This is a genomic window from Bradyrhizobium sp. (assembly GCF_047605465.1).
In the GTDB taxonomy this organism is placed as follows: Bacteria; Pseudomonadota; Alphaproteobacteria; order Rhizobiales; family Xanthobacteraceae; genus Bradyrhizobium.
The window spans coordinates 95152-109898 of record NZ_JASGFS010000007.1 but is presented as its reverse complement, the minus strand read 5'-3'; the positions used below and the strand labels follow the sequence as shown (position 1 = coordinate 109898).

Sequence of the window (14747 nt, the reverse complement as noted above, 5' to 3'; positions counted from 1 at the left end):
GCGGCGAACTTAAAGGCGGCCGCGGCGTGGCTCCAGCCACGAAGATTTTAGCCCGCCCCCGTCGAAAACGGGAATAAACTGAAACGCCGGCTGTTGGAAGTTTGGCACCTCAACGACGTCCCCAGGGAGAAAGTCATGAACAAGATCGTCATTGCCGCACTCGCAGTCGGAGCCGTCGCTTTTGCGGGGCCGGCCAGCGCCGAAAAGCTGAAAGCAACGCTCGACGGCAAGTCCGAGGTGCCCGCGACGACCAGCAGCGGCACGGGAACGGCCGATCTGGACTACGACGCCGCCAGCAAGAAGCTTTCCTGGAAGCTCACCTATTCCGGCCTGTCAGGGCCGGCGACAGCGGCGCATTTCCACGGGCCCGCCGAGCCCGGCAAGAACGCCGGCGTCGCGGTGGCGATCCCGAACGCCGCCAACAGCCCGGTCGAGGGCAGCGCGACGCTGACCGACGCGCAAGCCGCCGATCTGCTGGCGGGCAAGCTCTACGTCAACGTTCACACCGCAGCCAATCCGGGCGGCGAGATCCGCGGTCAGGTCACGAAGTAACGCCGCATCAGGCGAGACGAGCAAAGGGCGGGTGCCGCGCGCATCCGCCCTTTTTTCATCGCTCCGCGTCAGCCTTTCTTGACGCGGAACGTCTCGTGGCAGCCGCCGCATTCCTTGCCGATCGCCGTCAGCGTCGGCTTGAGCGTGTCCAGATCCTTGACGTTGCCCTTCGCCTCGCCGACGACCTTGGCGAAACTCGCGATCTTCGCCTCGAACCCGGCCTTGTCCTCCCAGATCTTCGGCGAGGCGTAATAGTCGCCGTCGAGCTTGACGCCCTTCGCACTGTCCGGGAACAGCCCCGGCAGCTTCTTGGCCGTATCCGCGAACTGCGCCAGCGCCGTGTCCACGGTGGCCTGGTCGTAGGGCTTGTCGCCCTTGACCATGGCAGACATCGCGCCGGCGTTCCGGCCGTTGCCCTTCATGAGCGTCTGCACCTCCTTCACGGAGTCCTGCTGCGCCCAGACCGCACTCAAACCGAACAAGAGGACGCTTCCGACAATCAAAGCACGCTTCATTCGCGAATCTCCTTTCCGTGATTCACGATCATGCCGCCCCATCATTGGAGCGAACACCGCCTGGCAGATTTCATTCCATCGGGAAGCTCACAGCGTGTGACGGCGGTGATGCTCGTTGATTGCGATCCACACCCGCTCCGGAGTTGCCGGCATGTCGATGTGGTCTATCTTGTATTCGCGCCAGAGCCCGTCGACGACGGCGTTGACGATGGCCGGACATGAGCCGATCGCACCGGCCTCGCCTGCGCCCTTCACGCCCAGCGGATTGGTCTTGCAGGGAATGTTGTTGGTCTCGAACACGAAGTCCGGGCCGTCGGCCGCGCGCGGCAGCGCGTAGTCCATGAAAGTCGCGGTGATGAGCTGGCCGTCGCCCGCGCCATAGACCACCTGCTCCATTAGCGCCTGACCGATGCCCTGCATGGCGCCGCCATGCACCTGCCCGGCCAGCAGCAGCGGATTGAGCGTCTTGCCGAAATCGTCGACGATCACATAGTTCACGATCTTGATGATGCCGGTCGCCGGGTCGATCTCGACCTCCGCGACATGCGTGCCGTTGGGATAGGTGCCGTCGGCGCTGGCGAAGGTCGCGCTCGCGTTCAGCTTCGCGGGATCGGCGCCCGGCCGCTTGGCGAGATCGGCGAACGAGATCGAGCGGTCGGTGCCCGCGATGCGCACCGCGCCTTCGGAGACTTCCAGGTCGCCGGCGCTCGCTTCCAGCGCCTGCGCCGCGATCTCCTTCAGCTTCTGGCCGAGCTCGCGCGTGGCGCGCTCGACGCTGACGCCGCCGGACGGGATCGAGGCCGAGCCGCCGGTTCCGAGGCCGGTCGCGATCTCGTCGGTGTCGCCCTGGCGGACGTGGACGCGCTCAGGCGCCACGCCGAACTGCTCGGCGACGATCTGCGCATAGGCGGTCTGGTGGCCCTGCCCGCTCGACTGCGTGCCGATCAGGACGGTGATATCGCCGTTCGGATCCATTCGCACATGGGCGGTCTCCTCGCCCATGGTGCCGCAGACCTCGACATAGCTGGCAAGCCCGATGCCGCGAATGAGGCCGTGCTTCTTGGCCGCCTTGGCACGCTTGGGAAACTCCTTCCATTCGCCGATCTCCATCGCGCGCTTCAGGTGCGCGGCGAAGTCGCCGGAATCATAGACCTTGCCGGTCGCCGTCTTGTAGGGCAGCGCCTTGGGCTGGATGAAATTCTTGCGGCGGATGGCGTCGGGCGTCATGTCGAGCTTGCGCGCGCAGGCGTCGACGAGGCGCTCGATGACATAGGCGGCTTCAGGCCGTCCCGCACCGCGATAGGCATCCACCGGAACGCTGTTGGTGAAGATGGTGCGGACCCGGCAATGGAAGGCCTGGATGTCGTAAAGGCCCGGCAGCATGCCGGCGCCGCCATGCGGGATATAGGGTCCGAAGGTCGACAGATACGCCCCCATGTCGCCCATCAGGTCGCAGTCCATCGCGAGAAACTTGCCGTCCTCGGCCAGCGCCATCTTCGCCGTGGTCACGTTGTCGCGGCCCTGCGCATCGCCCATGAAGTGCTCGGAGCGATCCGCCGCCCATTTCACCGCCTTCTTCAGTTTGCGCGCGGCGACCGCCATCAGGGCGTATTCGCGGTAGGGAAACAGCTTGGTGCCGAAGCCGCCGCCGACGTCGGGACAGATCACCCGCATCTTGTCGGTCGGGATGTTGAGGACGTTCTGGCAGAGGATGTCGCGCAGGCGATGGCTGCCCTGGCTGCCGACGGTCAGTGTCAGATGGGCGCGCTTGGCGTCGTATTCGCACACGGCCGCACGCGTCTCCATGAAGCTTGCGACCACGCGCGGATTGACGATGGAGATTTCGGCAACGGCATGCGCCTTGGCGAACGCGGCCTCCGTCGCCTTCTTGTCGCCGATCGAGACGTCGAACAGCACGTTGCCGGCCTTGTCCGGCCACACCTGCGGTGCGCCCTTCTTCACGGCATTGACGACGCCGGTCACGGCCGGCAGCGGGCTCCACTTGACGTCGATCGCCTCGATCGCATCGCGGGCCTGGTCGATGGTCTCGGCCACCACGAAGGCGATGGAATCGCCGACATGGCGCACCTCGTCCTTGGCCAGGATCGGGTAAGGCGGGCCGGTGAACGGATCGGTCTCGAGATTGAACAGGCAGGGCAGATTGCCGAGGTCCTTCACGTCGTCGGCGGTCAGGATCAGCGCGACGCCGGGCAGCGTCCGGGCATGGCTCGCATCGATGGTAAACTTGGCATGGGCGTGCGGCGAGCGCAGCATCAAGCAGCGGAGCACGGCCTGCGGCGCGAAATCGTCGGTGTAGCGGCCCTTGCCGCGGATCAGCGCGTCATCCTCCTTGCGCAGCACGCTCTGGCCGACGCCGAACTTGATGGGGGCTGCCATTTCCTTGTCCCGTCCTATGGTTGTTTTCGGACATACTGCCGTGGAAAAAGTGGCAACGCAAACGGGTTCGGCCGCACGAGAGAGGGGCGGACCACCTTGCAGCGGGCCCGTTGCTGTTTACGGCACGCCTGGCCGGGGGGCAGACCGGGCACGTCCGAAGCGCCAAACAGTCAGAACCGTGGGCAAGGTCGATTGAAAGAAGACGCGATCGAAGCTCTGCGGTGCACCGCGGGATGGAGCCCGGAACTCAAGACGATTCTCCGACAGCCGATCACAAGGATTGACTGACCACCGTGGCTGAAGCGGGCCTTGTTAGCCACGCACCAGCGAGACCAGCCATTTGCGGCCGAACAGCACGAGGATCGCCAGCGCGTAGACGATCGTGCCGCCGACGGCGAGCAGCGCCAGCGTCAATTCGTCGTGGAAGCGTATGGCGGCCAGCGCAGAACCGGCGAAGCGCGCGGTCGACCAGAAGAAGGCGGCGAGGATGATCCCGGTCAGCAGGAATTTGCCGACCGACGACAGCCACGCGCGGTCGAGCACGAGGAAGCCGCGCCGCACGGCGAAGACGAACAGCAACAGCAGGTTGGTCCACTGGCCTGCGGCGGTCGCCAGGGCGAGGCCGATCTGCGCAAGCCCTCCCATCAACGCAACCTTCAGCGCGACATTGATCGCGACGCCGCTGAGCATGGCCCGGACCGGCGTGGCCGTATCCTTCCGCGCATAGAAGGTGGCGACCGCGCTCCGGATCATCACGAACGGGATCAGGCCCACGGCGTAGGCCGCCAGCGTCGCGGAAGCGGCCGCAGCATCGGCCTTGGAGAAGGCTCCGTGCGCGAACATCGCGCGGACGATCACATCGGGCACGGTGGTGAAGGCCGCGACGAACGGCACCGAGAACAACAGCGTAAAATCGAAGGCGCGGCGCTGCGCCTTCATCGCGCCGTCGTGGTCGTTCGCCGTGATCCGCCGCGACATCTCCGGCAGCAGCACGGTCCCGATGGCGATGCCGATCACGCCGATCGGCAGCTGATTGAGGCGATCGGCATAATAGAGCGCCGACAGCGCGCCCGCCGGCAGGAACGTCGCGATGATGGTGTCGGCGAACAGCGCGACCTGCGTGCCCATCGAGCCCAAAGTCGCCGGGCCGAGCGCCCTGAAGAATCCGCGGACGTCTTCGTCGAGGCGCAAGGGCGCAAAGCGCGGCAGGCCGCCGTGGCGCGCGAGATCGTCCGCGAGCAGGAAATATTGCAGGAAGCCCGAAATCAGGACGCCCCAGGCGGCGGCGTGGCCTGCGCTCGGAAACCAGGCCGCGAGCGCCAGCGTCATCATCATCGAGATGTTGAGGAAGATCGACGCGGCCGCGGCGCTGGCGAAGCGCTGCATCACGTTGAGCATGCCGCCGTAGAGCGTCACCAGCGTGATCAGCAGGAGGTAGGGAAAGGTGATGCGGGTCAGCTCGATCGCGAGCTTGCGCTGCTCGGCATCCTCGCTGAAGCCGGGCGCCAGGATGCTCATGGCCTGCGGCATGAACAGCCATGCGACAATCAGCAGCACGACCTGCGATGCCAGCAGCACCGTGAAGATGCGGTCGGCGAACAGCCTTGCGGCCGCCTCCCCGCGCTCGCCATGGACGTGGGCGTAGGCCGGCACCCAGGCGGCATTGAAGGCGCCCTCGGCGAAGATCGCGCGGAAATGGTTGGGCAGCCGCAGCGCGACGAAAAAGGCGTCGGCCACGGGACCGGCGCCGAGGATCGCCGCGAGCATGATGTCGCGGGCAAACCCCGTCAGCCGCGACAGCAGCGTATATCCGCCAACCGTGAAGATACGTCCGAGCATGCGTCTGTTTTAGAGCATGGCGAGATTAGGTCTAGGTGAAAGCCGCGCGGCAGGACGATCGCACGTGACGGGATCGAGAGGGACGGGACTCGCCCGGCCGCCATGATTCGCGACACCCGCCCGAGCGGGCACCTCACCCTCACCATGAGGGTCCGAGATCCCGCCGTGACAGCCGACCCCTGAGGACCTCCCGCAGGCGGCCATCTCCAAGGATGGCCGCGGGCAAGCTGCCGGCCGTCGTCTGGATGTGCGACGGCCCTCTCGTCCGCAAGCGGAAGAGATCGAGAACCCGCAGCCCGATCAGCCCGAAATCGCGCCCCGCACCGCTGCGATGATTCGCTCCTGATCGGCTTCGGTCAGGTAGGCGTGCATCGGCAGGCTGATCACGTCCTGCGACAGGCTCTCGCAGCCCGGCAGGCCGCCGTCGGCGACCGGATACTGCTTGTAGGCGGTCTGCTGATGCATCGACTTGCCGTAATAGATCGCGGTCGGCACGCCCTGGGCCTTCAGCGCGGCGGCGAAGCCGTCGCGGTCGGTGCCGGCAGGAAGACGGATCGTGTATTGCGCCCAGACCGAGGTATTGCCCGGCGCAAGCCGCGGCACGGTGACGACGTTGGACAGACCGCGTGCATAGCGCTCGGCGATCCTGTTGCGGGCGGCGATCTCGTCGTCGAAGATCTTCAGCTTCTCGATCAGGATCGCGGCCTGCATGGTGTCGAGCCGGCCGGTGAGCCCGAGCCTGACGTTGTCGTATTTGTCCACGCCCTGCCCGTGCACGCGGATGCTGCGCAGCGTCGCGGCGAGGTCGTCGTCATCGGTGAAGATCGCGCCGCCGTCGCCGAAGCAGCCGAGCGGCTTCGCCGGGAAGAAGCTGGTGGCGGTGGCGAGCCCGAAGGTGCCGAGCTTGCGGCCCTTGTAGCTCGCGCCAAAGCCCTGTGCGGCATCGTCGATCACGAACAGGCCTTCGGCCCTGGCGATCTCGGCAATGGCGTCGTGATCGGCGGGCTGGCCGAACAGATCAACCGGAATGACCGCGACCGGCTTCAGGCCGGCCTTCCGCGCCGTCGCAATGCCGCGCTTGAGCGATTCCGGGCTCATGTTGAAGGTGGTCTCGTCGACGTCGACGTAGACCGGCGTCGCGCCGGTCCGCGCTGCCGGCGAAGCCGTCGCGATGAAGGTGAAGGACGGGCACAGCACGGCATCGCCGGGCCCGACATTCTTCGCCATCAGGATCATCAGCAGCGCATCGGTGCCGCTGGCGCAGCCGATCACATGCTTGGCGCCGCAATAGGCGGCGAGCTGCGCTTCGAACGCGGCAACCTCGGGCCCGTTGACGAACTGGCAATGGGTGAGAACGCGGCCAACCGCTTCATCGATGGCGGAGCCGAGCCGGCGCCGTTGCGCGACGAGGTCGATGAAGGGAATGGGATCGGAACGCAGATGCTGGTTCATGGCGCCTTGCAGATTCGACATGGAGGAGATTCAGCCGGCGACGCGGCGCGGACCCTTGCGGGCCTGCGATGCGGCGGCCGAACGCGACGGCGTTTCCAGGCACTGCGTGGCGATTTCGAGAGACGCGACGCCTTCGTTGCCGGTGACCGCCGGCGTCTCGCCGTGACGCACGGCCTTGAGGAACGCCAGCAGTTCGGCGCGCAGCGGCTCGTCATGGCCGACCGGCAGATGCCGCATCGAATAGCTGCCGTCCGGCTTGAAGCCGAAACATTCGGTGACCTGGCGCGTCAGGAGATCGCCCATCACGTATTTGCCGCGCGTCGCGACCGTGACGCTGCGCGCCTTGAACGGCGTCAGCCAGTTGGTGTTGATGTGCGCGAGCACGCCGTTGGCGGTGCGGAACTGCAAGAGCGCGATGTCTTCGCGCTCAGCGACGGCGCTCGACAATTGCGGCTGCACCTCGACGATGTCGGATTCGGTGAACCAGCGGATCAGGTCGATGTCGTGCACGGCGAGGTCGATGACGACGCCGACATTGGACATGCGCGGCGGGAACGGTCCGACGCGCGTGATCGCGATCGACAGGATGTCCTCGCCCGCGATCGCCTGCTTGACGGCGGCGACCGCCGGATTGAAGCGCTCGACATGACCGACCATCAGCGTGACGCCGGCGGCCTGCGCGGCGGCGACGATCTCCCGTCCCTCCTCCACCGTGGAGGCGATCGGCTTCTCGACCAGGACGTGGACGTTCCTCGCGATGCAGGCGAGCGCGACCTCGTGATGAAGATGGGTCGGCGCCGCCACGGTGACGGCATCCACGCCCTCGGCCAGGAGCTGGTCGAGCGTCTCGAAACCCTGGCAGTTGGCAAGCTCGGTGGTGCGCGTCCGGTGCGCAGGCGACGGATCGACGATGCCGACGAGACTGACGCCCGGCAACCCCGCCAGCACGCGCGCGTGGTTGCTGCCCATCACGCCGGCGCCAATGACGCCGACCCGCAAGCCGGCCTTTGCCGGTGCAGACCCTTTGGAACTCATTTGATTCGAACCCCGATTCAACCCAAATCCCCGGGGCCACTCCTAGCACGGCCGCCACATTTGTGGCGAATGCCGAGGGCGTGGTCCGGACACGATTTGATTCAAAAAGTTACACGTTCCCCGGGCCTTAAGCGGCTGAAAGATACCGCTCTTTCGGCCCGGATCGCGTGATTCGGAGTCTGCTGGTTACGACCTTTGATAGTCGTCTTCAATCCGGATGATGTCGTCTTCCCCGAGATAGCTTCCAGTCTGGACCTCGATCAGTTCCAGCATGATCTTGCCGGGGTTCTCCATCCGGTGGACGGCGCCCATGGGAATGTAGATGGACTCGTTCTCGTGCACCGTCTTCACGGTCTCGTTGACCGTGACCCGGGCCGCACCCCGGACCACGATCCAGTGCTCGGCGCGATGATGGTGCTTCTGCAGCGACAGCCGCCCGCCTGGCTTCACCACGATGCGCTTGACCTGGTGACGCTCGCCATTGTCCACGGACTGATAGCTGCCCCAGGGCCGGTGCACCTTGAGATGCTCCTCGGTGACCTTGGGGGCCACCGCCTTGAGCTTCGTCACGAGACGCTTCAGGCCGTTCGCATCCTTCTGGCGCGAGACCAGAACCGCATCCGCGGTGGCGACAACGACGAGATCGTCGACGCCTTCGAGCGCGACCAGCGCCTGGTCGGTAGTGACGTTGCAGTTGCGGGAATCCTCGAATACGGCGGTGCCGTGCGAGGCATTGCCCTGCGCGTCCTTCGCCGACAATTCCCACACCGCGTGCCAGGAGCCGACGTCGGACCAGCCGCAGGATACCGGCACCACCGCCGCGCGCGATGTCTTCTCCATCACCGCATAGTCGATCGAGATCGCCTTCGCCGCGCCGAACGCCTGCGGCTCCAGCGTCACGAAGCCGAGATCGCGGCCGGCATTGGCGACGGCGTTGGCGATCGCCTCCACGCTCGCGGCGTCGACCTTGCGGTACTCGTCGAGCAGGACGGACGCCGGGAACATGAAGTTGCCGCTGTTCCAGAGGTAGCCCGAATTGACGTAGTCGGCGGCCTTCACGGCGTCTGGCTTCTCGACGAAGCGCGCGACCGCTTGCACCTCGCCCGAGATCACCTCGCCGGGGCTGATATAGCCGTATTCGGTCGCCGGCCGCTCCGGCTTGACGCCGAAGGTGACGATGCGTCCTGCCCCCGCGGCCACGAGGCCCTCGCGGCAGGCCGCCACGAAGGCGGCGTTGTCCTGCACCACGTGGTCGGCGGCGAGCGCGAGCACGATGGCCTCGCTGGCACGGTTCTGCGCGAACACCGCGCCGGCGGCGATCGCGGGACCGGAGTCGCGCCGCATCGGCTCGAGGATCACGTCGGCCTCGATGCCGATCTCGGCGAGTTGTTCCAGCACCATGAAGCGGTAGGACGCGTTGGTGATGACGATCGGGCGATCGAACAGCGAGCCGTCCGAGACGCGCAGCAGCGTGTCCTGGAAGGTCGATCGCGTGCCGAACAACGGCAGGAATTGTTTAGGGCGCACCTCGCGCGAAGCCGGCCACAGCCGCGTGCCGGCACCGCCACACATGATCAGGGGGATAATGCGTTTGTCCATCGCCATTCAAACCTTGAAGTAGTCCCGATACCAGGTGACAAAATTGCGGATTCCGTGCTCGATCGGCGTCGACGGTGCGAAGCCGGTGTCGCGCATCAGATCTTCGACATCCGCGAACGTTTCCAGCACGTCTCCCGGCTGCATTGGCAGCAGCTCTCTAAGAGCCGTACGACCCAGCTCCCGCTCCAGAAGCGCGACGACATGCATCAGCTCTTCCGGATGGTGGTTGCCGACATTGTAGACCTTAGACGGCGCATTTGCGGCAGCCGGATCATCCACAGGCACTTGATCGATCAGCTTGGATACTACACGGGTGACATCGTCGACATAGGTGAAGTCCCGCCGCATCTTTCCATGGTTAAAGAGCCGGATCGGCTCTCCCGCCAGGATGGCTTTGGCGAACAGAAACATGGCCATATCAGGCCGTCCCCATGGCCCGTATATGGTAAAGAAGCGAAGGCCGGTGACCGGCAGGCGGTAAAGGTGGCTGTAGGACTGCGCCATCACCTCATTCGCCTTCTTGGTCGCGGCGTAGAAGCTCACGGGATGATCGGTCCGGTCCTGCACGGCAAACGGCAGCTTAGTGTTCGCACCATAAACGGACGATGACGAGGCGTAGACGAGATGACGACAGCCGTTGTTCCGGCAGCCCTCGAGCACGTTGAGGAAACCCTCCAGATTGGAATCGACGTAAGCCCGCGGATTGTCGATAGAGTGGCGCACCCCGGCCTGTGCGGCGAGATGCACGACTTTGGCGAATCCGTGTCGCTCGAACAGCGCCGCGATCGTCGTGCGGTCGGCGAGATCGGCCTCCACGAAGGAGAAGCCGGAGTCGCGGCGCAGCAGCTCCAGGCGCGCCTGCTTCAGCTTCGGATCGTAATAGGCGTTGAGATTGTCGAGCCCGATCACGGGCCTGCCTTCAGCCAGGAGTTGCCGGGCGACGTGAAAGCCGATGAAGCCGGCGGCCCCCGTGACCAAAATCGCCTGATCCGTCATCCTGTTCCCAAGCTCATGGGCTTGCCCGCCGCGCCCGCGATAGACGCATGTTTAGCCACCGCGTCGAGGGGGCCGCAATAGCCCCGCCGCCGTTCAGAGCTTTCGGGAGAGGCTTTCATGAGAGCTCTTCGATGAGAGCTATTGCAAGATCGGCGCCAAAACCATACCAAAGCGGCCGAATTCGACGCCTCGCGTCGGGTGGCTCCGAATCTTCGCAAACCCTGTTCATGCGGGCGAGATGCGCCGAATCCTGCTGTCGACGGCCAAAATCCTGATCTCCGCGGCGCTGCTCTACCTGGCGCTGCGCAAGGTCGACCTGACCGAGCTGCTGTCGCGCTTCACGGCGACCAGCCTGTTGTGGATCGGCATCGCCATCGCCGTCACCTTCCTGCAGATCTTCGTCGGCGCGTTGCGGTGGCGCGAGATCAGCTCCGAATGCGGCGCACCGATCGAGCTCGGCCGCGCCATGCGCTACAACGTGATCGGATCGTTCTTCAACCAGACGCTGCCCTCCGCGATCGGCGGCGATGCGGTCCGGCTCTGGCTGGTCGCGCGCGCGGGCGCCGGATGGCGCGCGGCGACCTATTCGATCTTCGTCGATCGCGCGATCGGCCTGATCGCGCTCGCGATCATCATCGTGGCGAGCCTGCCGTGGAGCTATCGCCTCATCACCGATCCGCACGGACGCTCGGCGCTGCTGCTGCTCGACTTCGCGGCGCTCGCCGGCGGCATCGGTTTCCTGATCTTCGGCGCGCTGAAATGGTCGTGGCTGAAGACCTGGTGGGGAACTCATCACCTCCACGCCTGCGCGGTGATCGCCAACCGCGTGATCTTCAACCGCACGCGCGGCCCGATCATCGCGATCCTGTCGCTCGCCATTCACGTGCTGGCCGTCGTCATCGCCTGGTGCGTGGTGCAATCGATCGCCGCACCGGTCAGCTTCGGCCAGGTGTTCCAGCTGGTCCCGCCGGTGATGCTGATCACCCTGATGCCGATATCGATCGCCGGCTGGGGCGTGCGCGAGGCGACCATGGGGCTGGCCTTCGGGTTCGCGGGCCTCGCCGCCAACGAGGGCGTCAACGTCTCGCTGCTGTTCGGCGCAGTCTCCTTCATCGTCGGCGCATTCGGCGGCCTCGTGTGGATCCTCAGCGCGGAAAAGGCCGCGCAGGGCTCGGCGCCGATCGGAGTGCCGGAGTGACGACCACGGCTGTCGACGCGCTGCCGTCGCTGCTCGCCATGGCAGCCGCCGCGCTGGTGTCGGCTCTCGTCACCTGGATCAGCCGCCCCCTGCTCCAGCGCTATGCGCTGGCGCGGCCAAATGCGCGCTCCTCGCACCGGATCCCGACCCCGCAGGGCGCCGGCATCGCGGTGATCGCCGCGACATTGCTGGTCGCCTCGGCCTGGGCCGTCCAGGCGAACGTCACGATCCCGCTGGCGCTGGTGGCGGCGACGGTGCTGATCGCGCTGGTCGGGCTTGCCGACGACATCCTGTCGCTGCCGGTGCTCTTGCGCCTCGTGCTGCAGGCGGCCGCCGTCGCCGCGGTGGTGTTCACCGCGCCCGAGACCGCGCGCATCGTGCCTGCCCTGCCGCTCGCGCTGGAGCGCGGCCTGATCTTGCTCGCCGGCATCTGGTTCGTGAACCTCGTCAACTTCATGGACGGGCTCGATCTGATGACGGTCGCCGAGGTCGTGCCGGTCACCGCCGCGCTGCTGCTGCTCGGCTGGCTCGGGGGCCTGTCCTGGCCGGCCGCGCTGATCGCCGCAGCGCTGTGCGGCGCCATGCTCGGCTTCGTGCCGTTCAACCGGCCGGTCGCGAAAGTGTTTCTCGGCGACGTCGGCAGCCTGCCGATCGGCCTCTTGCTCGGCTGGTGCCTACTCGAACTCGCCTGGCACGGACAGCCCGCCGCGGCGCTGCTGCTGCCGGGCTATTACCTCGCGGATTCGACCATCACCCTGTTCCGCCGCATCGCGAGGCGCGAACAATTCTGGTCGGCCCACCGCACGCATTTCTATCAGCGCGCCACCGACAACGGCTTTTCGGTCTCCCGCGTCATCGGCGAGGTCTTCCTGCTCAATGTCGGGCTCGCTCTGCTGACCATCGTGATGATCCGTGCCGGCTCCACGGCGGCTACGGCGCTGGCGCTCTTGGCGGGCGCCGTCGCGATCGGCTTCGTGCTGCGGCGGTTCTCCCGCCCTCAGGCGTCCTGATCCGCGAGCGCAAGCCGCAATCCCTCGTCGAGACTGATCTCCGGCTCCCATCCGGTCGACATCGCCTTGGAGATGTTGAGCTCCAGCGATCCGATCAGGCTGTCATGGGTGTCCTGCCGGCCGAGCACGCTGAGAAGCGTGCCGAGCAGCTCCGGCGGCATGCCGAAGAGCCGCGGGCTCTTGCCGGATGCCTTGGCCAGACGCGCGATGAATTCGGGCGTCGAGACCTGCTCCTTGTCGGCCACGAGGAAGATCTCGAAATTGCTCGCGGGATCGGATAGATCGAGGCGCCGGAGAATGAACGAGGACAGGTTCTGGACGGCCAGGAAGGCGCGCTGATTGTGGATGGCGGCAAAGGGCAGCGGCAGCCCGACATTCACCGCGCGCGTCAGCAGCGCGAAATTACCCTTGGCGCCCGCGCCATAGACCAGCGGCGGCCTGATGACCGAGATGTTCATCGCGCTGTCGCGCGCGAGCGTTTTCAACCCCGCTTCGGCGGCGGCCTTCGACATGCCGTAGAGCCCGCGCGGGGTCAGGGTGTCGCCCTCGCTGAACGGCGCGCGGCGGTCGTTGCTGCGGCCATGCACGAGAACGGTGCTGACGAAGATGAACTGGCGCACGCCGGCGGCCGCCGCGCACCGCGCCAGGTGCAGCGTGCCGGCGATGTTGACGTTGCGATAGAGCTGGACCGCATGTTCCTCGTGCTTGTGATGCACGCGTGCGGCCAGGTGGATCACGGCATCGACGCCGTCCAGCGCCGCCCGCCAATCGGTGTCCGGGCCGATGGATTCGATGACGACCTCGTCATCACGGCCTTCCGGTGTGCGGACCGTGCGGCGGACCGTCCAGCCCGCCTGCACGAGCGCCGGCACGACGTGACTTCCCACGAAGCCGTTCGCTCCCGTCACCAGCACGACAGGCTTGCGCTCGCTCATCTCTGCTCCGCCAGTTCGGGGTTGCGCAGCAATTCGTCCATCAGCGCGGCATAGGCATCCATCGCGGCCGTCTTGTCGAATTTCGACGCCGTCTTCACCGCGCGCAGCGCCATTGCACCGTCATCGGAGCGCGACGCCGCGCGGATCGCATCGGCCAGTTGATCCGCCCGGCCCGGCGTCACGACCCAGCCGAGACCGTTCTCCACCACCGTCAACGCGGCCTCGGCCTCGGGCTCGGACACCAGCACCACGGGGCGGCCGACCGCCAGCAGATTGTAGAACCGGCTCGGCACCGACACCCCCGCGACATCCTTGCGATACGGAATGATCCAGAGGTCGGCTGCGGCCAGAAACGCTTCGAGCTCGGCGTCCCCGACGCGCGCGACGAAGGAGATATTGGGCAGGTTCGCGGCGGCCTGCAACTGTTTCAGGCGCGCGAAGCCGATCCCCCAGCCGGACAGCAGGAAGTGGATGTCGGCCTCGTCCCGCAGCAGGCGCGCCGCCTCGAACACGATCTCGGGATCGTGGGTGAAGCCGAGATTGCCCGACAGGCCCACGACGAAGCGAGCCGACAGCTCCCGCCGGAACGGGTTGTCCGCGGTCAGCGGACGCGGCGCGGGCACGAGCGTCGTCCAGTTCGGGATGAAGCGAATCTTGTTCCGCGTCATGCCGCGATAGCTCAGCAGTGGCCGCTCCGCATCGCGCCCGATGGTGATGACGGCATTGAGCGCGCGAAACATCAGCGCGTTGGCGGCGCGCATCACCTTGGTCCCGATCGACCCGGGCTTCAGCAGGCCCGCCATCACCAGCACGTCCGGAAAGAGGTCGTGCATGATCAGGGCCGAGCGCGCGCCCTTCAGTCTTGCGGCCGCAGCGACCGCGTAGGGCAGCATGAAGGGCGCGGTGACGGTGAGCACGACGTCGGCCCGCTTCAGCTCCCGCATCAGGGCGAAGAACGTGCGCGCCACGAACAGCAGTTCGGAGACGCCGCGCTGCATCAGCGCCGCCTTCCCCGCCATCCGGTTCTTGATCGCAACGAGCCGCGGCTTGCCCGGACCGGTCTGCGAGGCCGGCAGCGCGCCCGGCGAGCCCGACAGCACCACGACCTCGTGGCTGGCGGCGAGATGACAGGCGATCGCCGCCATGATCGCCGCCGTCGTGCTCGGGTCAGGCGGATAATGCTGGCTCGCGACGACGATTTTGCCGGAAGACTGCATGG

Annotated in this window: 12 protein-coding genes; 3 read left to right on the top strand and 9 right to left on the bottom strand. The window is 66.3% G+C overall.

Features of this window, described 5'->3' with window-relative positions; translation table 11 throughout:
* Positions 1-135 precede the first annotated feature (135 nt).
* Positions 136-552 (top strand): CHRD domain-containing protein, encoded by a 417-nt coding sequence (locus tag QM712_RS09555; protein ID WP_415022834.1) that lies wholly within the window; start codon positions 136-138, stop codon positions 550-552.
* Between the two features lie 68 nt (positions 553-620).
* On the opposite strand, the gene QM712_RS09550 is transcribed toward QM712_RS09555, so the two are convergent.
* The 7 genes from QM712_RS09550 to QM712_RS09520 all read right to left on the bottom strand — a co-directional run bounded on the left by QM712_RS09550 (position 621) and on the right by QM712_RS09520 (position 10385).
* Entirely contained in the window at positions 621-1067 is a 447-nt protein-coding gene (locus tag QM712_RS09550; protein WP_415022833.1) for a c-type cytochrome, read from the bottom strand.
* An 87-nt stretch (positions 1068-1154) separates the two neighbouring features.
* The gene (locus tag QM712_RS09545) at positions 1155-3464 is read right to left on the bottom strand and encodes a xanthine dehydrogenase family protein molybdopterin-binding subunit (RefSeq protein WP_415022832.1); all 2310 of its coding nucleotides are present in this window, start codon (positions 3462-3464) and stop codon (positions 1155-1157) included.
* 312 nt (positions 3465-3776) lie between these two features.
* Complete coding sequence (murJ, locus tag QM712_RS09540) at positions 3777-5303, bottom strand: murein biosynthesis integral membrane protein MurJ (protein ID WP_415022831.1); 1527 nt, start codon at positions 5301-5303, stop codon at positions 3777-3779.
* 300 nt (positions 5304-5603) lie between these two features.
* Entirely contained in the window at positions 5604-6755 is a 1152-nt protein-coding gene (locus QM712_RS09535; RefSeq protein WP_415022898.1) for a DegT/DnrJ/EryC1/StrS family aminotransferase, read from the bottom strand.
* A 30-nt stretch (positions 6756-6785) separates the two neighbouring features.
* Positions 6786-7790 carry a Gfo/Idh/MocA family oxidoreductase gene (locus tag QM712_RS09530; RefSeq protein WP_415022830.1) on the bottom strand — a complete coding sequence of 335 codons (1005 nt, stop codon included), beginning with the start codon at positions 7788-7790 and terminating at the stop codon, positions 6786-6788.
* 186 nt (positions 7791-7976) lie between these two features.
* The gene (locus QM712_RS09525; protein ID WP_415022829.1) at positions 7977-9389 is read right to left on the bottom strand and encodes a mannose-1-phosphate guanylyltransferase/mannose-6-phosphate isomerase; all 1413 of its coding nucleotides are present in this window, start codon (positions 9387-9389) and stop codon (positions 7977-7979) included.
* A 6-nt stretch (positions 9390-9395) separates the two neighbouring features.
* The gene (locus QM712_RS09520; protein ID WP_415022828.1) at positions 9396-10385 is read right to left on the bottom strand and encodes an NAD-dependent epimerase; all 990 of its coding nucleotides are present in this window, start codon (positions 10383-10385) and stop codon (positions 9396-9398) included.
* A gap of 238 nt (positions 10386-10623) precedes the next feature.
* Between QM712_RS09520 and QM712_RS09515 the strand changes: the two genes are divergently transcribed.
* Together QM712_RS09515 and QM712_RS09510 are read left to right on the top strand one after the other, a co-directional pair.
* Complete coding sequence (locus QM712_RS09515; RefSeq protein ID WP_415022827.1) at positions 10624-11583, top strand: lysylphosphatidylglycerol synthase transmembrane domain-containing protein; 960 nt, start codon at positions 10624-10626, stop codon at positions 11581-11583.
* A 38-nt stretch (positions 11584-11621) separates the two neighbouring features.
* On the top strand, positions 11622-12593 hold the full coding sequence (locus QM712_RS09510) for an MraY family glycosyltransferase (RefSeq protein ID WP_415022897.1): 972 nt from the start codon (positions 11622-11624) through the stop codon (positions 12591-12593).
* On the opposite strand, the gene QM712_RS09505 is transcribed toward QM712_RS09510, so the two are convergent.
* Both QM712_RS09505 and QM712_RS09500 read right to left on the bottom strand, forming a co-directional pair.
* A complete protein-coding gene (locus QM712_RS09505; protein ID WP_415022826.1) occupies positions 12581-13528 on the bottom strand; it encodes an NAD-dependent epimerase/dehydratase family protein in 948 nt (315 codons plus the stop codon). The genes QM712_RS09510 and QM712_RS09505 overlap by 13 nt on opposite strands.
* Positions 13525-14745 (bottom strand): glycosyltransferase family 4 protein, encoded by a 1221-nt coding sequence (locus tag QM712_RS09500; RefSeq protein WP_415022825.1) that lies wholly within the window; start codon positions 14743-14745, stop codon positions 13525-13527. The genes QM712_RS09505 and QM712_RS09500 overlap by 4 nt, the downstream gene beginning before the upstream one ends.
* Positions 14746-14747 lie beyond the last annotated feature (2 nt).

Bases quoted from the DNA above. Each gene is read 5' to 3' on its own strand.
- QM712_RS09505 (WP_415022826.1), bottom strand. From the start codon at position 13,528: ATGAGCGAGCGCAAGCCTGTCGTGCTGGTGACGGGAGCGAACGGCTTC.
- QM712_RS09545 (WP_415022832.1), bottom strand. From the start codon at position 3,464: ATGGCAGCCCCCATCAAGTTCGGCGTCGGCCAGAGCGTGCTGCGCAAG.
- QM712_RS09500 (WP_415022825.1), bottom strand. From the start codon at position 14,745: ATGCAGTCTTCCGGCAAAATCGTCGTCGCGAGCCAGCATTATCCGCCT.
- QM712_RS09510 (WP_415022897.1), top strand. From the start codon at position 11,622: ATGGCAGCCGCCGCGCTGGTGTCGGCTCTCGTCACCTGGATCAGCCGC.
- QM712_RS09520 (WP_415022828.1), bottom strand. From the start codon at position 10,385: ATGACGGATCAGGCGATTTTGGTCACGGGGGCCGCCGGCTTCATCGGC.
- QM712_RS09515 (WP_415022827.1), top strand. From the start codon at position 10,624: ATGCGCCGAATCCTGCTGTCGACGGCCAAAATCCTGATCTCCGCGGCG.
- murJ (WP_415022831.1), bottom strand. From the start codon at position 5,303: ATGCTCGGACGTATCTTCACGGTTGGCGGATATACGCTGCTGTCGCGG.
- QM712_RS09530 (WP_415022830.1), bottom strand. From the start codon at position 7,790: ATGAGTTCCAAAGGGTCTGCACCGGCAAAGGCCGGCTTGCGGGTCGGC.
- QM712_RS09525 (WP_415022829.1), bottom strand. From the start codon at position 9,389: ATGGACAAACGCATTATCCCCCTGATCATGTGTGGCGGTGCCGGCACG.
- QM712_RS09535 (WP_415022898.1), bottom strand. From the start codon at position 6,755: ATGAACCAGCATCTGCGTTCCGATCCCATTCCCTTCATCGACCTCGTC.
- QM712_RS09555 (WP_415022834.1), top strand. From the start codon at position 136: ATGAACAAGATCGTCATTGCCGCACTCGCAGTCGGAGCCGTCGCTTTT.
- QM712_RS09550 (WP_415022833.1), bottom strand. From the start codon at position 1,067: ATGAAGCGTGCTTTGATTGTCGGAAGCGTCCTCTTGTTCGGTTTGAGT.